The organism is Arthrobacter sp. Z1-9 (assembly GCF_054792695.1).
Window position 1 is genome coordinate 3800584 of record NZ_CP096456.1, and the last position, 14523, is coordinate 3815106.

The following is a 14523-nucleotide window of genomic DNA, read 5'->3' on the forward strand; positions in this document are numbered from 1 at the left end:
GTACAACTCCTTTGTCATAAGTACATCGCGAACCTGGCTCTTCACCAGTGCGCGTTCATTAAGTAAACCGCTCCGCGACGCGCATTGCAACCGGTTTCATGAAAAATGTATGAAAGGTTTCAATCAGCTTGAATCGTCAGCGCTGGCGATGGCGCCGGAAAGAGCGCAATGTACGAGTAGAAGGCGCCCCTGCTGCTGCCGGTCCCCGATTGGAAGTCCAGACCTAAGTACACATTGGCAAGAACAACCGGTTGCTTAGCTATCGACGACGGCCGGCAAGGATGGTGACGACACCCGCGATGACTGCCAGCCCTGCCGCCCCGACGTAGAGGGTCGTGTAATTGGCCGTTGGCCCCCCTGAAGCTGCGAGAATTGCCGGCGCGAGCGACGGGGCCAGCGCTGCTGGTATGCGCTGGGAATACGAGGTGATGGCAAGGTACCGGCCTGCCTGGGTCTTTCGATGAGGCAGGACATCCAGCACGAGCGCCTGTCCTACTGAGCCGAAAGCCGCTATTCCCAAGTTGGTCAGGATGGAGCCGACGAGCAGGCCCTGGAAATCCCAAGAAACGGCGCTGACCACGCAACCTGCTGCGAACAACACTGCGGAAGCGGCTGCCCAGCCATTGCGTGTCCCAACCCTGTCCGAAATCCATCCGGCGCCTAATGCACCGAGAGAAGCTGCCAGGACACCCGCAGCGGAAACCACAGCCATAACCGTTGCCACTTCCGCGACGGCCACACCCAACCGCTGGGCGAAGAAGTATGTCGTGTAGCTGGAAGTGAGGCTCAGGCCGAAGAAAAACAGGAACCGACTTCCCCATACCCAAGCGAAGGTTGGGTGCTTACGAGGATTAAAAAGCAGGCTTCGCAGGAAACCGGGCAGGGTCAGCCGGGCGCCAGTATCCAAATGCCGCGAATCCGGTTCATTCACGAACAGTATGAAAAGCAACACCAGGATCCCACCTGCAAGGGCCGGAAGCAGGAAGAGAAGGACCGGATCAGAGGCAACGGTTCCGACCATCAAAATGCCTACCACGGGAGAAATCTGCCCCGCCAAATTGGTCAGTCCAGACACACTCCCCCGTTGCTGCTCAGGCAGCCGGTCCGCAAGCAGATTGCCCACCGAGCCCCCGACAGTGCCCCATCCGAAAGTAGTCAGTGCCCAACCCACCGCAAGAAGCGGAATGTTTGGTGCGAAGACAAGAACCGGAACCGCCCCCAGTCCCGCGAGGAGTCCGACAACTGCGAAGGGCCGTCGGCGTCCCCACCTGCTCTTCGTCCTGTCACTCAGAATTCCCGTCAGTGGAGCAGTGACCAAGGACAAGAGTGCGCCCACACCCAAGAGGTATCCCAAAGACTGCTCACTACCTGGCTGAAGTTCCGACAACCTCAGAGCCAAAGAGAAGGCCATAGGAACCACCAGAGCCATACCGGAGCCGAAGGATGCAGCGATGATCAACAGGATTGTTGGCCAGCCGACCGTGGGAGGTTCGCCTCTTACGGACGTGGGCCGCACTCCTATCTCTGCGGGGCCGACCAGCGGCGTATTTTTTGTCATCTCATCCTTGCTCGCAAATGTGCAACCGGTTGCAAAATTCGAGAATACCTCACTGGCTTCTCCCGGACTAGTCCCGGGGGAACTCGGACACCCGGGAAGGCGGAACAGCACATCTATGGGAGGGCTTGTGGCCCCCTGCCTAGGGCTGCCTGACCAATCCGGCTTGGTAGGCAAAAGCAACGAGTTGGGCCCTGTCCCGGGCCCCGACCTTTGCCATGGCCCGATTCGCGTGGGTCTTGACTGTGTACGGCGATAAGAACATTTCGGCGGCTATTTGTTCGTTGCTCTTGCCGGTTGTCGCCGCAATAACAACGTCCTGTTCCCGTGCCGTCAGTGATGTGAACCGCGCGGCCAACTGATGGTCAACTGCCGGCACACCTGTATCACTGAGATGGTCAATTACGGCGCTTGCCGCAGTGGGCGAAAGGGCTCCTCCGCCTGCGGCCACCTCCCTGATGGCAGCGACAAGTCCAGCGGGTTTGACGCCCTTGCTGAGGAATCCGTTCGCGCCGGCGCGAAGGGCGGCCAGGACGTGTTCGTCTTGATCAAAGGTTGTGAGAATGATGATCTTGACTTCCTCCGGTGAATGACGGGACCGGATGTGCCTGGTGATTTCGACTCCGTCAAGCCCCGGCATCCGGAGATCCAGGAGGATGACGTCAACAGCAGTTGATTGCAACAGGGCCAGTATTCCCGTGCCATCGCCGACGTCTCCCACAAGCTCGAGGCCCCGTTGTGCCTCAAGAATGGAGCGCAATCCCAGCCGGATCATCTCCTGGTCGTCGACGATCAGTAGTTTCGTCACAGGGTGCTGCCATCGATGCGCATAGTAGCCCGGACATGAAAATGACGCGGGTAGGCCATAAGTTCAAAGCGGCCACCAGCAGCTTCGACACGTTCCCGCATGCCCACCACCCCGAACCCGCTGGTTTCATGCGGATGAGGAGAGCCCATTACCCTTCCGTTCTCTATCTCCACCGTCAAGATGCCCTTTTTCCTGTTCACGCGAACTTGAATACGGCCGCACCCGTGACGGTGGGCGTTGGTGAGGGCCTCTTGGGCGACTCTGTACGCCGCAACGCTCACCGCTGGATCGGTGATAGGTTCGTCGCCGTTCATTACGAGGTCCACGTCCTCGCCGGCAGCTCGAAGATTGTCCACAAGGTGCGGGATAAGCTCGACCGTAGGAACCGGCATGATCGTCAGCTTGATGTTCCCCCCGCCTGAGTACCCCGAGTATCTTCTGCATTTCGTGGAGTACACGGCGAACACCGTCCTGGGCAGATTCCAGGGCGTGGCGTGAGGTTCCGACTGACGGATCCAAGTGGACATCAATGACGCCGAGATTCATGTTGAGCACAGCAATCTCATGGCCGACGACGTCATGAAGGTCTTGGGCTATGCGTAGTCGTTCTTCGGCGATGCGCCGATTGACGTCAAGTTCGCGCGACGAGAGTGCATCCTGGGCCCGCTGTCGCACTGAGCTTAGGTAGTTTTCGTGCGCGCGTATCGCGTATCCGGTTGCAGCCGATGCGACAGTCGTACTGACCATGACGAACGCCGGGGGGTCGACGAACCCCTGCCCGTCCGCGATCACAGTCGCGGCGTAGAGGGCCAACCCGGCCGCCACGGCCGCGGGCAGCGCCTTAAAACCCCGCAACGTCAACGAAAAGAGCGTCGACACCACAACGATCCATCCGACCGCGTAGGCAGATGACGCAAGGATCGTGATCACCGCCCCTAACACGGTGAGCATCAGCCCGGGCAGCCCCACAGCCCTGCTGAACGCTGCGCCCAAGGCCAAGATGGCCAGCCCGCAGAAGCCGGCCAGGCTGCCGCCGTGCAAAACGAGCACAGCCAAGTCAATTGCACAAGCAAGAGCAGCTGCAGTAAGGGCTATTCGATCAAGCAATGGGCTTTGCAGGAACCACGCCGGCGGAGCCCAGGGTTCGAGCGTTGCTGAAGGGGACATCACATCATTGTCACCGTGAATGCAACCGGTGGCGTAGCCGCCGCCTATATCTACTGCAAACGCAGTAGATCGAACAGTGCACACGGAGGATGACGCTGCCGGATCCGTCCGACAGGCTGTTCTTAACGGCAGTCTTGCCGCGCGCCACCCTTCAGCGGCATCCCCTCGCGAACGGGGAGAGCCCGATCTGTGACCTAAGGACAGAAATGCAACTCCCCAAAGAAGCGATCGGACCGGTCGCACCGAGTAATACCCAACCTGACCTGGAAACAGCACGCAAAAAATACCGGTATGAACGTGACCGGAGGCTGCGACGCGACGGCGCAACCCAATACCAGCGCGCAGCAGGCGAATTTGGATACTACGCCAAGGATCCGTACACCAGCTGGACTGAGCGGCCACCGGTGGAAGACCGGGTCGAAGTGTTGGTAATAGGCGGCGGATTTGGAGGCCTGCTAACGGGGGCCAAGCTGCGGCAGCAGGGTGTCGAATCGCTCCGGATCATGGACGAAGCCGGCGACTTCGGAGGCGCCTGGTACTGGAACCGCTATCCGGGCATCCACTGCGACATCGAGTCGTACGTGTACATGCCTCTGCTCGAGGAAGTCGGCTATGTGCCACGTTGGCGCTACGCTCCGGGAGAGGAAATCCGGAGCCACGCCGTTGCGATCGCCAAGACCTTCGACCTCTACCGCGACGTACTCTTTCAAACCCGGGCGACCGAACTGCAGTGGGACGGAGGAAGCGACGAGTGGGTCGTCCGCACAGATCGCGGAGACCTTTTCAGAGCCCACCACGTAGTGGTCTCCTCCGGCACCTTGAGCCAGCCCAAGCTGCCAGGCATCGCCGGGATCGAGACCTTTAAGGGGCACACCTTCCACACCAGTCGATGGGACTACGACTACACGGGCGGCGACCAGACCGGCGGGTTAAGCAAGCTCGCCGATAAGCGCGTCGCCGTCGTCGGGACCGGCGCGACGGGTATCCAGGTCATACCCCACCTGGGGCGGGCAACTGAGCAGCTCTACGTCTTTCAGAGGACGCCTTCAACGATCGATGTCCGGGATAACCGCCCCACAGACCCGGCATGGGCGGCCACCTTGAGACCGAACTGGCAACAGGAACGAATGGAAAACTTCCTCAGAATCGTGTCAGGTGAACATGTCGATGAGGACCTGACCAACGACGGGTGGACCTCGACCGCAGAACTGCAGCGGAACGTGATCACCGGGGCTGTCGACACGAGCTTTCCAGCAGACAGGCGGTCACTTGTGAACGAGATACTCGACCTCCAGAAGATGAACCAGATCCGCGCTCGAGTAGACGACGTCATCGAGAACCCTGAAATAGCCGAGTTGCTTAAGCCCTGGTACCGGTACATGTGCAAGCGCCCGGGCTTCAGTGATGAATACTTGCCCACCTTCAACAGACCCAACGTCACACTGGTAGACACTGCAGACTTCGGGGGCATCACCCGTGTAAGCGAGAACTCGATGGTTGTCGGCACCACAGAGTACGAAGTGGACTGCATCATCTTTGCTACGGGCTTCGAAGCAGGGGTATCCGGCGTGATCTCAGGAACGCTGCCTGTGTACGGATGTGATGGCATCCCGCTACTTGACGCCTGGAGCCAAGGCCCCAGAACACTGCACGGCTTCTACAGCCACGGGTTCCCCAATCTGTTCCATCTGGGCGCAATACAAAACGCCAACTCCGTGAACTTCGTCCATATCCTGCAGGAGCAAGCACAACACATCGCCAAAGTCATAGCCGCTGCCGCAGTCCTTAATTCCCCCCGGGTTGAACCCACCGCAGAGGCAGAGGAAGCGTGGATCCGTACGGTGCAGGAATCCGCGCTTGAAAACCAGGAGTTTCAAGCGGAATGCACGCCCGGCTATTACAACAACGAGGGTGCCGCACCACAGCAAGCTTCAACGTTCGGCCCCGGCCCCATCGCCTTCCATAGGCTGCTCGCCGCCTGGCGGCGCGATTCGATTTCAGACGTACTTGAACCCAGATAGTAGCGGTTACCGCGCCCCGGACTCGGGCTGCCACGGCTCCCAACGAACCACTTTCAGCACTCTCCAGAGCAAACCGTGCGCCACCCACAACACAACCGGTTTCAGGGAATTCACCTTCTCTTATAAAACATGCCAAGATGATCTCGCTGGATCATTGCGCTCTGTCACCAAGCACAGGCAAACTTCGCCATTTTGTGCAGCAGCGGTGGGACGTCAAATGATCGAGTTCGGCTCGTTGTCGTGCAGGCGACAGGCTCGCTTCGACCAAGAGGAATGTGTGATGGCAAAAGGGACCACCGCGGAGGAGGTGTCGGGCAGCCGCAAGGCCTCTGCAACGATCTACGACATTGCCCGAGTTACTGGCGTCAGTCCATCAACCGTTTCCCGCGTCATGAGCAATTCCGGAAAGGTCAAAGAGGCTACGGAGCAACGCGTCCGCCTTGCAGCCCAGGACCTAGGGTACCGGCTGAACCCGTTGGCCAGGGCGCTCAGCACGGACCGCACAGGGACCATTGGACTGGTGGTTTCGGATATTACGGACGCTGTATACGTGGCACTGGTGCGCGGTGCGCAACGAGCGGCGACGGCCGAGGGATACACGGTCATACTTACCGAGTCCCCTGGCTCATCCAGGCTCGAACTGGAAACCGCCAACCGCATCCAGCCCGCGGTCGATGGCATTGTCCTCGTCACCTCAACCATGACGGACGAGGACGTTCGCACACTCGCCCAAGGCAAACCACTGATCATCGTCAACAGAGCAGTCGAGGGCGTGCCATCCATAGTGCCTGATGACTCAACAGGCATCAAAGAACTCCTGGACCACCTTCAGGAACTAGGTCACCAGTCCATCGCCTACCTCTCCGGGCCGGCGACATCATGGATAAACCGGTCCCGCTGGGACACACTGTTCGAGCAGTCCGTGGCGCGGGGCATGTCTATCGTGGAAATCGGGCCCGGTGAACCTACCCGGGAGGGCGGCGCCAAACTTCTGCCACGGGTTCTCGCCGCACGAGCCACCGCCGTTGTTGCTCACAACGACATCATGGCAATTGGACTGCTTATGGCGGCACAATCATCGGACCTGCACCCGCCCGCGGAATTCAGCATAGTCGGCTTCGACGACACCTTCGGGGCGCTGACATCTCCACCTCTGACGACCATTCAGTCCCCCCTTAAGGAGATCGGGGAGACTGCCGTGCGCGTTCTCCTGTCGGGAACGACTGTGGCTGAAGCACAAAAAGACATCGACCTCAGCACGCACCTTGTCATACGGGAATCCACAGCCCCGCCCCCACGACTCACCCACTAACAGCTGCATCATTGTCCGCTAACACCGGCCCAGTCAGTCTTAGCCTTGCGATAGCTAGCCTGATCTTCCGTTAACTGCCCCGAGAGGCCCGTCCGCGGACCAGGGATCCTCAGCCCATGGGCTGGAACAGGCGCAGCCCGGGCCGCTAGAGCAACCCTTGTTGGAACACTTCCGGTTACATTCGACCGCGGCATTGCAACCGGTTGCAAAATAGCTGACAATGTTTACATCGGGAAAGGGCCCCAGGGCTTCATCCCGCCCGCGGAATGGTTCCTTCACCAGGATTGGGAACCGAGCCCCGGCTCCTGCCCTGCGTGAGGCGTTCACGGCCAGCGGCGGAACCGCGTCGGCCACGCGCTTACGAAAAGGGAGAAACGAATGCATCATGCGGCCGAAAACCATGCCAGTGGCCCGGGTGGAACCTCTTTGTGTCAGCCCGTTGAGGACTGGTCCCAACTTCAGGGCAAGGTCGTGTCTGTTTGCATAGAAGGAATCGTTGTCGACTGCGGCCGCGTTGACGCAGTTGCACGTGATGGTTCAGTCCTGTGGCTCGCCATGGAAGGAGCAGCCGGTCGAAGATTGGTCGAAAATCACCAAGACATCAACATTCAACTCCACTCAGCCGCCTATCCACTCATAGCCGGGAGCACCGATTAGGTGCTCCTCCAATCCGCCGCGCTGAAGCCGCGGGCGGCGTGCCCTGCCGTAACGGCACGCAACCTTGAGAACTAGGAGAAACTGTGAGCGAGAGCGTCGCGGAAGATAAAGCTCCCGCCGGCAGTCTGGCCAAGCATCACCGGACGACTATTTACGACATCGCGCGGCACGCGGGCGTCAACCCCTCGACTGTGTCCAGAGCGCTCAACAAACCAGGCCGTGTAAACGCTGAAACCGTCAAACGCATCAGAGAGGTCGCTGCTGCCCTCGATTTTCGAATCAACCCAATGGCAAGGGCATTGCCAACCGGAATGACCCGCACCATTGGACTCGTGATGTCAGACATCACCAACCCGGTCTATTTCAACGTTGTGCGCGGGGCCGGACAGGTCACCGCAGCGGAGGATTACACGCTGGTGCTCGCCGAGTCCCAGGAATCCGCAGAGCTGGAGGCTCAAACGGTTCAACGGCTGCTCCCCTCAGTAGACGGGATTGCCTTAATCGGAACACGTCTTACTGAAAGCGACATCCGCGACTTTGCATTACGCAAACCCGTCATTCTCGTCAACCGGGCGGTCGAAGGAGTTCCAAGCGTCATTCCTGACCTGGTCCCGGGCATCGCCCAGGCACTGGCCCATCTCGAGGCCTTGGGCCATCGATCCATAGCCTTCCTCTCAGGACCCGCATCGTCATGGATCAGTGCAGCACGGTGGGAGCTCATCCTGACCGGGGCACTCGAGAGGGGCATGACGGTCGTCGAAATCGGCCCCGGGAGACCAACCCTGGAAGGCGGTGAAACGGCTCTCAAACGAATCCTCGCAGCCGGTGTAACAGCCGCAATTACGTACAACGACCTCATGGCCATCGGCTTGCTTACCGCCTGCCAGGATTCCGGAATCCCCGTGCCCGCCGCTTTGAGCATCATCGGGTTTGACGACATTTTCGGGTCAGCATTCACCTCACCGCCGCTGACGACTGTCCAAACTCCCCTGCATCTCGCCGGTGAAGTGGCTGTCCGCCACCTAATACGAACAGCCCGCCATGAGACGGGACCTGCCCCCGGAAAACTCACCACTGAACTCATTGCCCGCCAGACAACGGGAAGCTGCCGGCCAGACTGACACGGCGTTGAGCAGATCCAGATTGATCCCGGGCCGGCGAAGGCCCCCGGGCCCCAAATCTCTCCAAACCAAAAGTACTGAAGAAAGAAGAACCACCCATGGAAATTTCAAACAGGGTATTCGTTGTTACCGGCGGGGGCAACGGCATTGGCCGGGAAGTAGTCCTGGAACTTGCTCGTCGAGGTGGGCGGGTAGCAGCTGTAGACCTAAACGAATCAGGTTTGGCAGAAACCGCCCGCGTCGCGTCGGCTCCTGAAGGACGCATAACCACCCATGTCGTCAACATTACTGACCGGGCTGCTGTCGCCGCACTACCCCAGGAGGTCCAAGCCGCGCACGGAAGTGTCGATGGTCTTATCAATGTCGCCGGAATCATCCAGCAGTTTAAACGTCTGCACGAACTGAGCTTCGACGAAATTGAGCGCGTCATGAACGTGAACTTTTGGGGCACAGTAAATACAAACAAAGCATTCCTTCCCCTCCTGCTTGAACGCCCCGCCGCGAGCCTCGTCAACGTGTCGAGCATGAGCGCACTGGTACCTATCCCGGGCCAAAGCGCCTACGGTGCCAGTAAAGCGGCAGTTAAGCTTCTGACGGAGGGACTCTTCGCAGAGACGCAGGGAACCAACGTTGCCGTCACCGTCGTGTTTCCCGGGGCAGTCGGCACAAACATCACCGCAAACTCGGGAGTGAACATTCCTGGCGGCACGGGAACAGCGGCGGGCAAGAATCCGAAGACAACTACCCCGGCCGCAGCAGGTGCCCAGATCGCGGACGCGATTGCCAAGGGCTCTTATCGTGTAAGGATTGGCGGCGACGCGCGTCTGCTCGACCGCCTGGGCCGGCTGATGCCACAGCGCGCCACTTCGTTGGTTGCCAGCAAGATGAAATCCCTGCTCGACAGCTGATGCCTACCTCCGACGACACCTCCTCCTCCCGGTCTAATGAGGCAAGACGCCCGTGGGGTGAATTGGTGGATTCCCCCAGTCCTCCGGCACGAGAGGATTTACCATGAGGCCCCAAAGACCACGAAACGCCAGCCCCGCTGGTGGGGCCGTACACTGGGTCGTCGCAACCAGCATCCTGCTGACAGGATGCGCACCCTCTGACGGTCCCACGGAGAACGCGAAACCGGAACGCACAGCTGAACTCGTGGCAACCGTTAGCCAGGTCCATGAGGAAACGGGCATGACCCTGCTCGAAGGACCCACGTGCGGTCCGGACGGCGATCTCTTCGTCGTCGACGTGGCCGCTCCATCGGGCAAGCCCAAAGTTCTTCGGGTAGACGTCGAATCAAGAGACGTGCTACCGGTCTTCACCGACGAGGCAGGAGCGTATACCTCAGCACAATTCAGCCCCCTTGATGGACGTCTGTATCTGACCGACTTCATCGGCGGCAGAATTGTCAGCATCACGACCGAAGGCAACGACCCCAGGATTGTCTTCTCCGGCACCGTCGAGGAAGCCCCGATGAACCCCGATGACCTGGCTTTCGACGAGTCCGGAAACATGTACGTCAGTGACTCGAAAGGTCTCTCCAGCCCAGACGCAGCAGAGGGCCGTATCGTGAGAATCGATGCGGCCACCGCACACGCCACTGTCCTGGCCCGAAACCTGCCTGCTCCGAACGGGATCTCCTTCGACGTGGGCTACGAGGGCCTGTGGATCAGCCAGCTCAACGCGAACAGGCTCGACTACCTGCGACTGAACCCGGCCAGGAACGCCGCCACAGCCTCGCACACCGCCATCTACTTCAGCGGCGGCATGAGCCAAACAGATTCAAACGCCGTCGACGCTGCCGGAAACATCTACCAGGCCATCCACGGCCAGGCAAAGGTATTCGTGTACAGCCCAACGGGCGCGCTCCTGACCACAATCTCCACTCCCCCAGCTGGGCAAGAAGCAGCACCGGAATCTGCAACGAACGTCGCAATCGAGCCAGGGACAACCGACGCCTACATGACTGTCAGCGGCGCTGAAGGTGGACGAATCTACAAGTTCACCGCGTTGAGTCCCGGTATCCGCCAATCAAACGGCGGCTGACGGCGTCCGGCCATCGGACGGGCACCAGCCTATGAGCAGTACCCAAGGGCTGCCACTGGATGCTGGCGCCCTCCAGTCCGTCCTCCCTACGATATTCATTGGACACGTGTAGGTCCTCACGCCCCGGCATTTCCCGGGAGCGACCCCGGCCCTCACGGGGCAGAGGTCAGATGGCGAAGCCTGCTTGAACGTCCTGGTCGCGCTGGACCTCGCGCAGTCGAAGACGATTCGCGCGCCGCTGTTCCTGGCGCGCCGGATCCGCGACAGGGGATGCCAGGAGGAGCCGCTGGGTGTAGGGGTGCTCCGGGTCCGAAGTAACGGTGCGCGCCGGGCCTTGCTCGACAATGTCACCCTTGTACACGACTGCGACCCGGTGGCTGATGTGCCTGACCACCGTGAGGTCGTGTGAGATAAACAAATATGAGACACCGGTGCTGCGCTGTAGATCCACGAGCAGGTCGAGGACCGTCGCCTGGGTCGAGAGGTCAAGGGCGGATACTGGTTCATCACAGACAATCAGATCCGGTTCCGGGGCGAGTGCCCGCGCTATGGCCACACGCTGCCGTTGACCTCCCGAAAATTCCCGTGGCAGACGGTCAGCTGCGTTCTTCGGGAGGCCGACGCGATCAAGTAGATCCTTGACGCGGGCGCGGGCGTCCCGCTGGCTGGCGCCTTGCACCACAAGCGGCTCGCTAAGGGTGTCCCCCACCGTCAGTGAAGGATTAAGGGACGTGTAAGGATCCTGAAATACCACCTGAAGGTGCCGCGCAAGAGAACGTCGGCGTTTCCCCACGACATTGGAGATCTCGTGGTCAGCGAACTTCACGCTTCCCCCGGAGACCGTAGCAAGGCCGAGGATTGCTCGCCCGATTGTCGTTTTCCCCGAGCCGGACTCCCCGACGATGCCCAGGGTCTCGCCGACACCAATCGAGAAGGACACGCCATGCACGACCTCAATGGGGGGACGGCGGAACCCGCTGCGCGGGTAGCTCACCCTTAGGCCTTTGACCTCTAGCAGGGTCTCACTCATTTGCTTCGCCTCTCTGATCGGCTGGCGGCTTGAACGGGGGCGTCCTCTCGAACGACTGATTCGTCGAGGATGGCGTCAAGCAGCATCTGGGTGTACGGATGCTGCGGGTTGGCGAAGACGTCCCGTGTGAGCCCAACCTCGATGACTTGGCCTTCCTGCATAACCGCGATCCGGTCGCAGATGTCGGCGACAACACCGAAGTTGTGGGTCACGAGGATGATTGCCATGCCCATCTCCTGCTGAAGGTCGCGAAGCAGGTCAAGGATTTCGGCCTGGACCGTGACGTCCAATGCTGTGGTCGGTTCATCAGCGATCAATAGCTTTGGCCGGCTTGCCACCGCTCCAGCGATCAACACTCGTTGCGCCATCCCCCCGGAAATCTGGTGGGGATACGAGTCGAAGGTGCGCCGTGGATCGGAGATTCCGACGCGCGCGAGCAACGCGAGCACACGCTCCGAGGCTTCGCCTCGTGACATCCCGGATGATGCGCGCAGCCCCTCAACCATCTGGGAACCGATGGTGTACACAGGGTCAAGATTCGACATCGGCTCCTGGGGGATGTACGCGAGCGTCGGGCCCCGGAGAGCCTGCAAGTCCTTCTGCTTTGCACCAATGAGTTCGCGACCCTCAACCCGTATGGAACCGCGGGTGACGATCGCCTCCGTGGGGAGGACACCCAGAACGGCGAAGGCCGTCTGTGTCTTTCCCGATCCTGACTCGCCGACCAGGCCCAGCGTCTCGCCCGGCTGTACTTGCAGTGACACACCTCGAACCACTTCGGTCCGGTTCCCGCTCGGGTTTTCGTAAGCGATCCCGAGGTCGTGTACGTCAAGCATTACGCTGGCGGGACGTTCCCTGTTTCTCGCCGCATTGTCTGCCAGGTCGGTACCGCTGGCCGTGAGCTTCACCGGGCGCGGTCTTGATCCCTCGAAAGCGTCGCGGAGTGCGTTGCCGAACAGCACCAGGCACGCTGTCAGAACGCCGAGGAACAGCGATGGCCAGACATACTGCCAGGGGTCGACGTACAGATTGCGGAAGCCGTCACCGATCATCGCTCCAAAGCTTGGGATCTCCTTGGAGCCGACGCCGAGAAAGGCCAGGCCTGCCTGTACACCGATAGCGGAGCCGCAGAGGAACGACGCGGCCACGATGATGGGCCCGCGGACGACTGATAGGACGTGACGGGAGAGGATGCGGGGGCTTGTTACTCCCGACACGCGGGCGGCATCAACGTAAAGCTCACGGCCCACGCCAATTGTTTGGTTACGCACGATCCGATAGATGCTCGGTGAGAGAAGCACACCGAAAATGGCCATCGTCGAGCGATAGTCGCCGCCAGTCACGGGCATTAGGAGGATGAGCAGCAGCAAACCGGGGAAGGTCATGATCAGCGTGAAAGTCCACTCGGTCAGCCCACGCACGCGTGCGAAGTAGCCGCCGATCAGCCCGGCCGCGGTGCCCAGAACCAGTGCGATCGACCCGCCGATCAGGGCGGACACCGTGGCCGTGTTCATGGAGTGCAACAGCCGGCTGAGGATGTCGCGGCCGAACTGGTCGGTGCCCAGCGGATAGGTGTCAGAAAATGGAGGGAGGTTGTATGAGTCGAGCCGCGCTTCGTTGGGTCCGTGCTGCGCCAGCACCGGAGCCAAGATTCCCAAGATCACCATCACGAGCAGGATTGACCCTGTTATGACTGCCTGCGGGTCCCGAACGAGTTTTCCAAATGTGGTCCGGCGTGAGCTTTGGTCCGGTGGTTCGACCATCTCAGTGATGGCGGGCAGTGTGGCGCTCAATGGAGTCTCGCTTTCGGATTGAGCCAGCCGTTGGCTAGGTCTGTGAGCAGGTTGATGCTGACCGTAAGGCCGACGGTAAAGATGACCAGGCCCATGATCACGGGGAAGTCACCCTGCAAAGAGGCGTTGAAGCTGTATAGCCCCACGCCAGGAAGGGCGAATACCTGCTCGATGACCAGCGCCCCGAAGAACATGGTGCTGAACTCGAGCCCTACGACGGTCAGCGCTGGTCCTGCGGCATTGCGGAGGGCGTGCCTCAACACGAGCGCTTTCGTACCGACCCCCCGGGTGCGCAGCGTGCGGACGTAGTCCTTGCGTAGTTCGTCGATCATCGTGCCGCGCACCTGGGTGGCGATGTTGGCGGCCCCGCCCAGGCAGAGAACGATGACTGGGATGGTGATCGATCTGGCCCAAGCAGCGGTGTCCTTCTGCGGAGGGGTGTAGCCTCCTGCGGGAAGCCATCCCAGCGTGACTGAGAGCAGCGACACCAACAGGATCGCCACAAGAAGGCCGGGAATGAGGTTTCCGCTGAGCATGATGCCCTGCAGAACTTTGTCGATCCATCCTCCGCGCGCTGCGGCGATGACGCCGAGCACGACCGCGATCGCTACCGAGATCACGAGAGCGGGGAGGATCACCGACAGCGTGACGGCCATACGGCCCGCAACTGCTGAGGCGACTGGCTCTCCCGTGTAGAAGGATGCGCCCAGATCTCCTGTAACGACTTGGCCCAGCCATTCGAAATACAGCACCGGCACTGATCGGTCCAGGCCCAGGTCTGCCCTGAGCGCGGCTACCGTTTCGGCGTTTGCTGCCGGGCCGAGTCGGTTCGCGATGACGCTGTCGAACGAGAAGCTCAGCAGCCAGAACGTAATCGCTGATACCAAAATGATCAGGATGACACCGGTCAGAATTCTTCGGGTTGCGTAACCCAGCATAATTTCCTCATTTGACGGTTCAATACAGTCAACGCGCATTGGCAGCGCGCCTTGTCGGGAGGCCGCCAAAGGTTTTGT

The 14523-nt window shown here is 60.4% G+C and carries 11 protein-coding genes and 1 pseudogene; 5 read left to right on the forward strand and 7 right to left on the reverse strand.

All coding sequences use genetic code 11. The features are described from left to right. Nucleotides 1–259 precede the first annotated feature (259 nt). The 4 genes and pseudogenes from M1D93_RS17595 to M1D93_RS17610 form a co-directional block, all read right to left on the reverse strand. On the reverse strand, nt 260–1558 hold the full coding sequence (locus M1D93_RS17595) for an MFS transporter (protein ID WP_461175058.1): 1299 nt from the start codon (nt 1556–1558) through the stop codon (nt 260–262). Between the two features lie 139 nt (nt 1559–1697). Further along, a complete protein-coding gene (locus M1D93_RS17600) occupies nt 1698–2363 on the reverse strand; it encodes a response regulator transcription factor (protein WP_461172743.1) in 666 nt (221 codons plus the stop codon). Next, nucleotides 2360–2755 carry a sensor histidine kinase gene (locus M1D93_RS17605; RefSeq protein WP_461175108.1) on the reverse strand — a complete coding sequence of 132 codons (396 nt, stop codon included), beginning with the start codon at nt 2753–2755 and terminating at the stop codon, nt 2360–2362. The genes M1D93_RS17600 and M1D93_RS17605 overlap by 4 nt, the downstream gene beginning before the upstream one ends. Before the next feature lie 79 nt (nt 2756–2834). Continuing rightward, nucleotides 2835–3530, reverse strand: a pseudogene (locus M1D93_RS17610) (histidine kinase); the annotation flags it as partial. 206 nt (nt 3531–3736) lie between these two features. On the opposite strand from M1D93_RS17610, the gene M1D93_RS17615 reads away from it, so the two are divergent. From M1D93_RS17615 to M1D93_RS17635, 5 genes are all read left to right on the forward strand, one after another. Then, complete coding sequence (locus M1D93_RS17615) at nt 3737–5551, forward strand: flavin-containing monooxygenase (protein ID WP_461172744.1); 1815 nt, start codon at nt 3737–3739, stop codon at nt 5549–5551. A 280-nt stretch (nt 5552–5831) separates the two neighbouring features. Then, nucleotides 5832–6863 (forward strand): LacI family DNA-binding transcriptional regulator, encoded by a 1032-nt coding sequence (locus M1D93_RS17620; protein ID WP_461172745.1) that lies wholly within the window; start codon nt 5832–5834, stop codon nt 6861–6863. 740 nt (nt 6864–7603) lie between these two features. Further along, nucleotides 7604–8641, forward strand: coding sequence for a LacI family DNA-binding transcriptional regulator (locus M1D93_RS17625; RefSeq protein ID WP_461172746.1), 1038 nt, complete (start codon nt 7604–7606; stop codon nt 8639–8641). Between the two features lie 98 nt (nt 8642–8739). Next, nucleotides 8740–9549, forward strand: coding sequence for an SDR family NAD(P)-dependent oxidoreductase (locus M1D93_RS17630; RefSeq protein ID WP_461172747.1), 810 nt, complete (start codon nt 8740–8742; stop codon nt 9547–9549). A 280-nt stretch (nt 9550–9829) separates the two neighbouring features. Next, complete coding sequence (locus tag M1D93_RS17635; protein WP_461172748.1) at nt 9830–10684, forward strand: SMP-30/gluconolactonase/LRE family protein; 855 nt, start codon at nt 9830–9832, stop codon at nt 10682–10684. Between the two features lie 166 nt (nt 10685–10850). On the opposite strand, the gene M1D93_RS17640 is transcribed toward M1D93_RS17635, so the two are convergent. Genes M1D93_RS17640 through M1D93_RS17650 form a run of 3 tightly spaced genes read right to left on the reverse strand, consistent with a single transcriptional unit; the run spans nt 10851 to nt 14445 of the window. Beyond that, a complete protein-coding gene (locus M1D93_RS17640) occupies nt 10851–11714 on the reverse strand; it encodes an ATP-binding cassette domain-containing protein (protein ID WP_461172749.1) in 864 nt (287 codons plus the stop codon). Beyond that, complete coding sequence (locus M1D93_RS17645) at nt 11711–13507, reverse strand: ATP-binding cassette domain-containing protein (protein ID WP_461172750.1); 1797 nt, start codon at nt 13505–13507, stop codon at nt 11711–11713. The genes M1D93_RS17640 and M1D93_RS17645 overlap by 4 nt, the downstream gene beginning before the upstream one ends. Further along, on the reverse strand, nt 13504–14445 hold the full coding sequence (locus tag M1D93_RS17650) for an ABC transporter permease (RefSeq protein ID WP_461172751.1): 942 nt from the start codon (nt 14443–14445) through the stop codon (nt 13504–13506). Before M1D93_RS17650 ends, M1D93_RS17645 begins: the two co-directional genes overlap by 4 nt. Nucleotides 14446–14523: the final 78 nt, after the last annotated feature.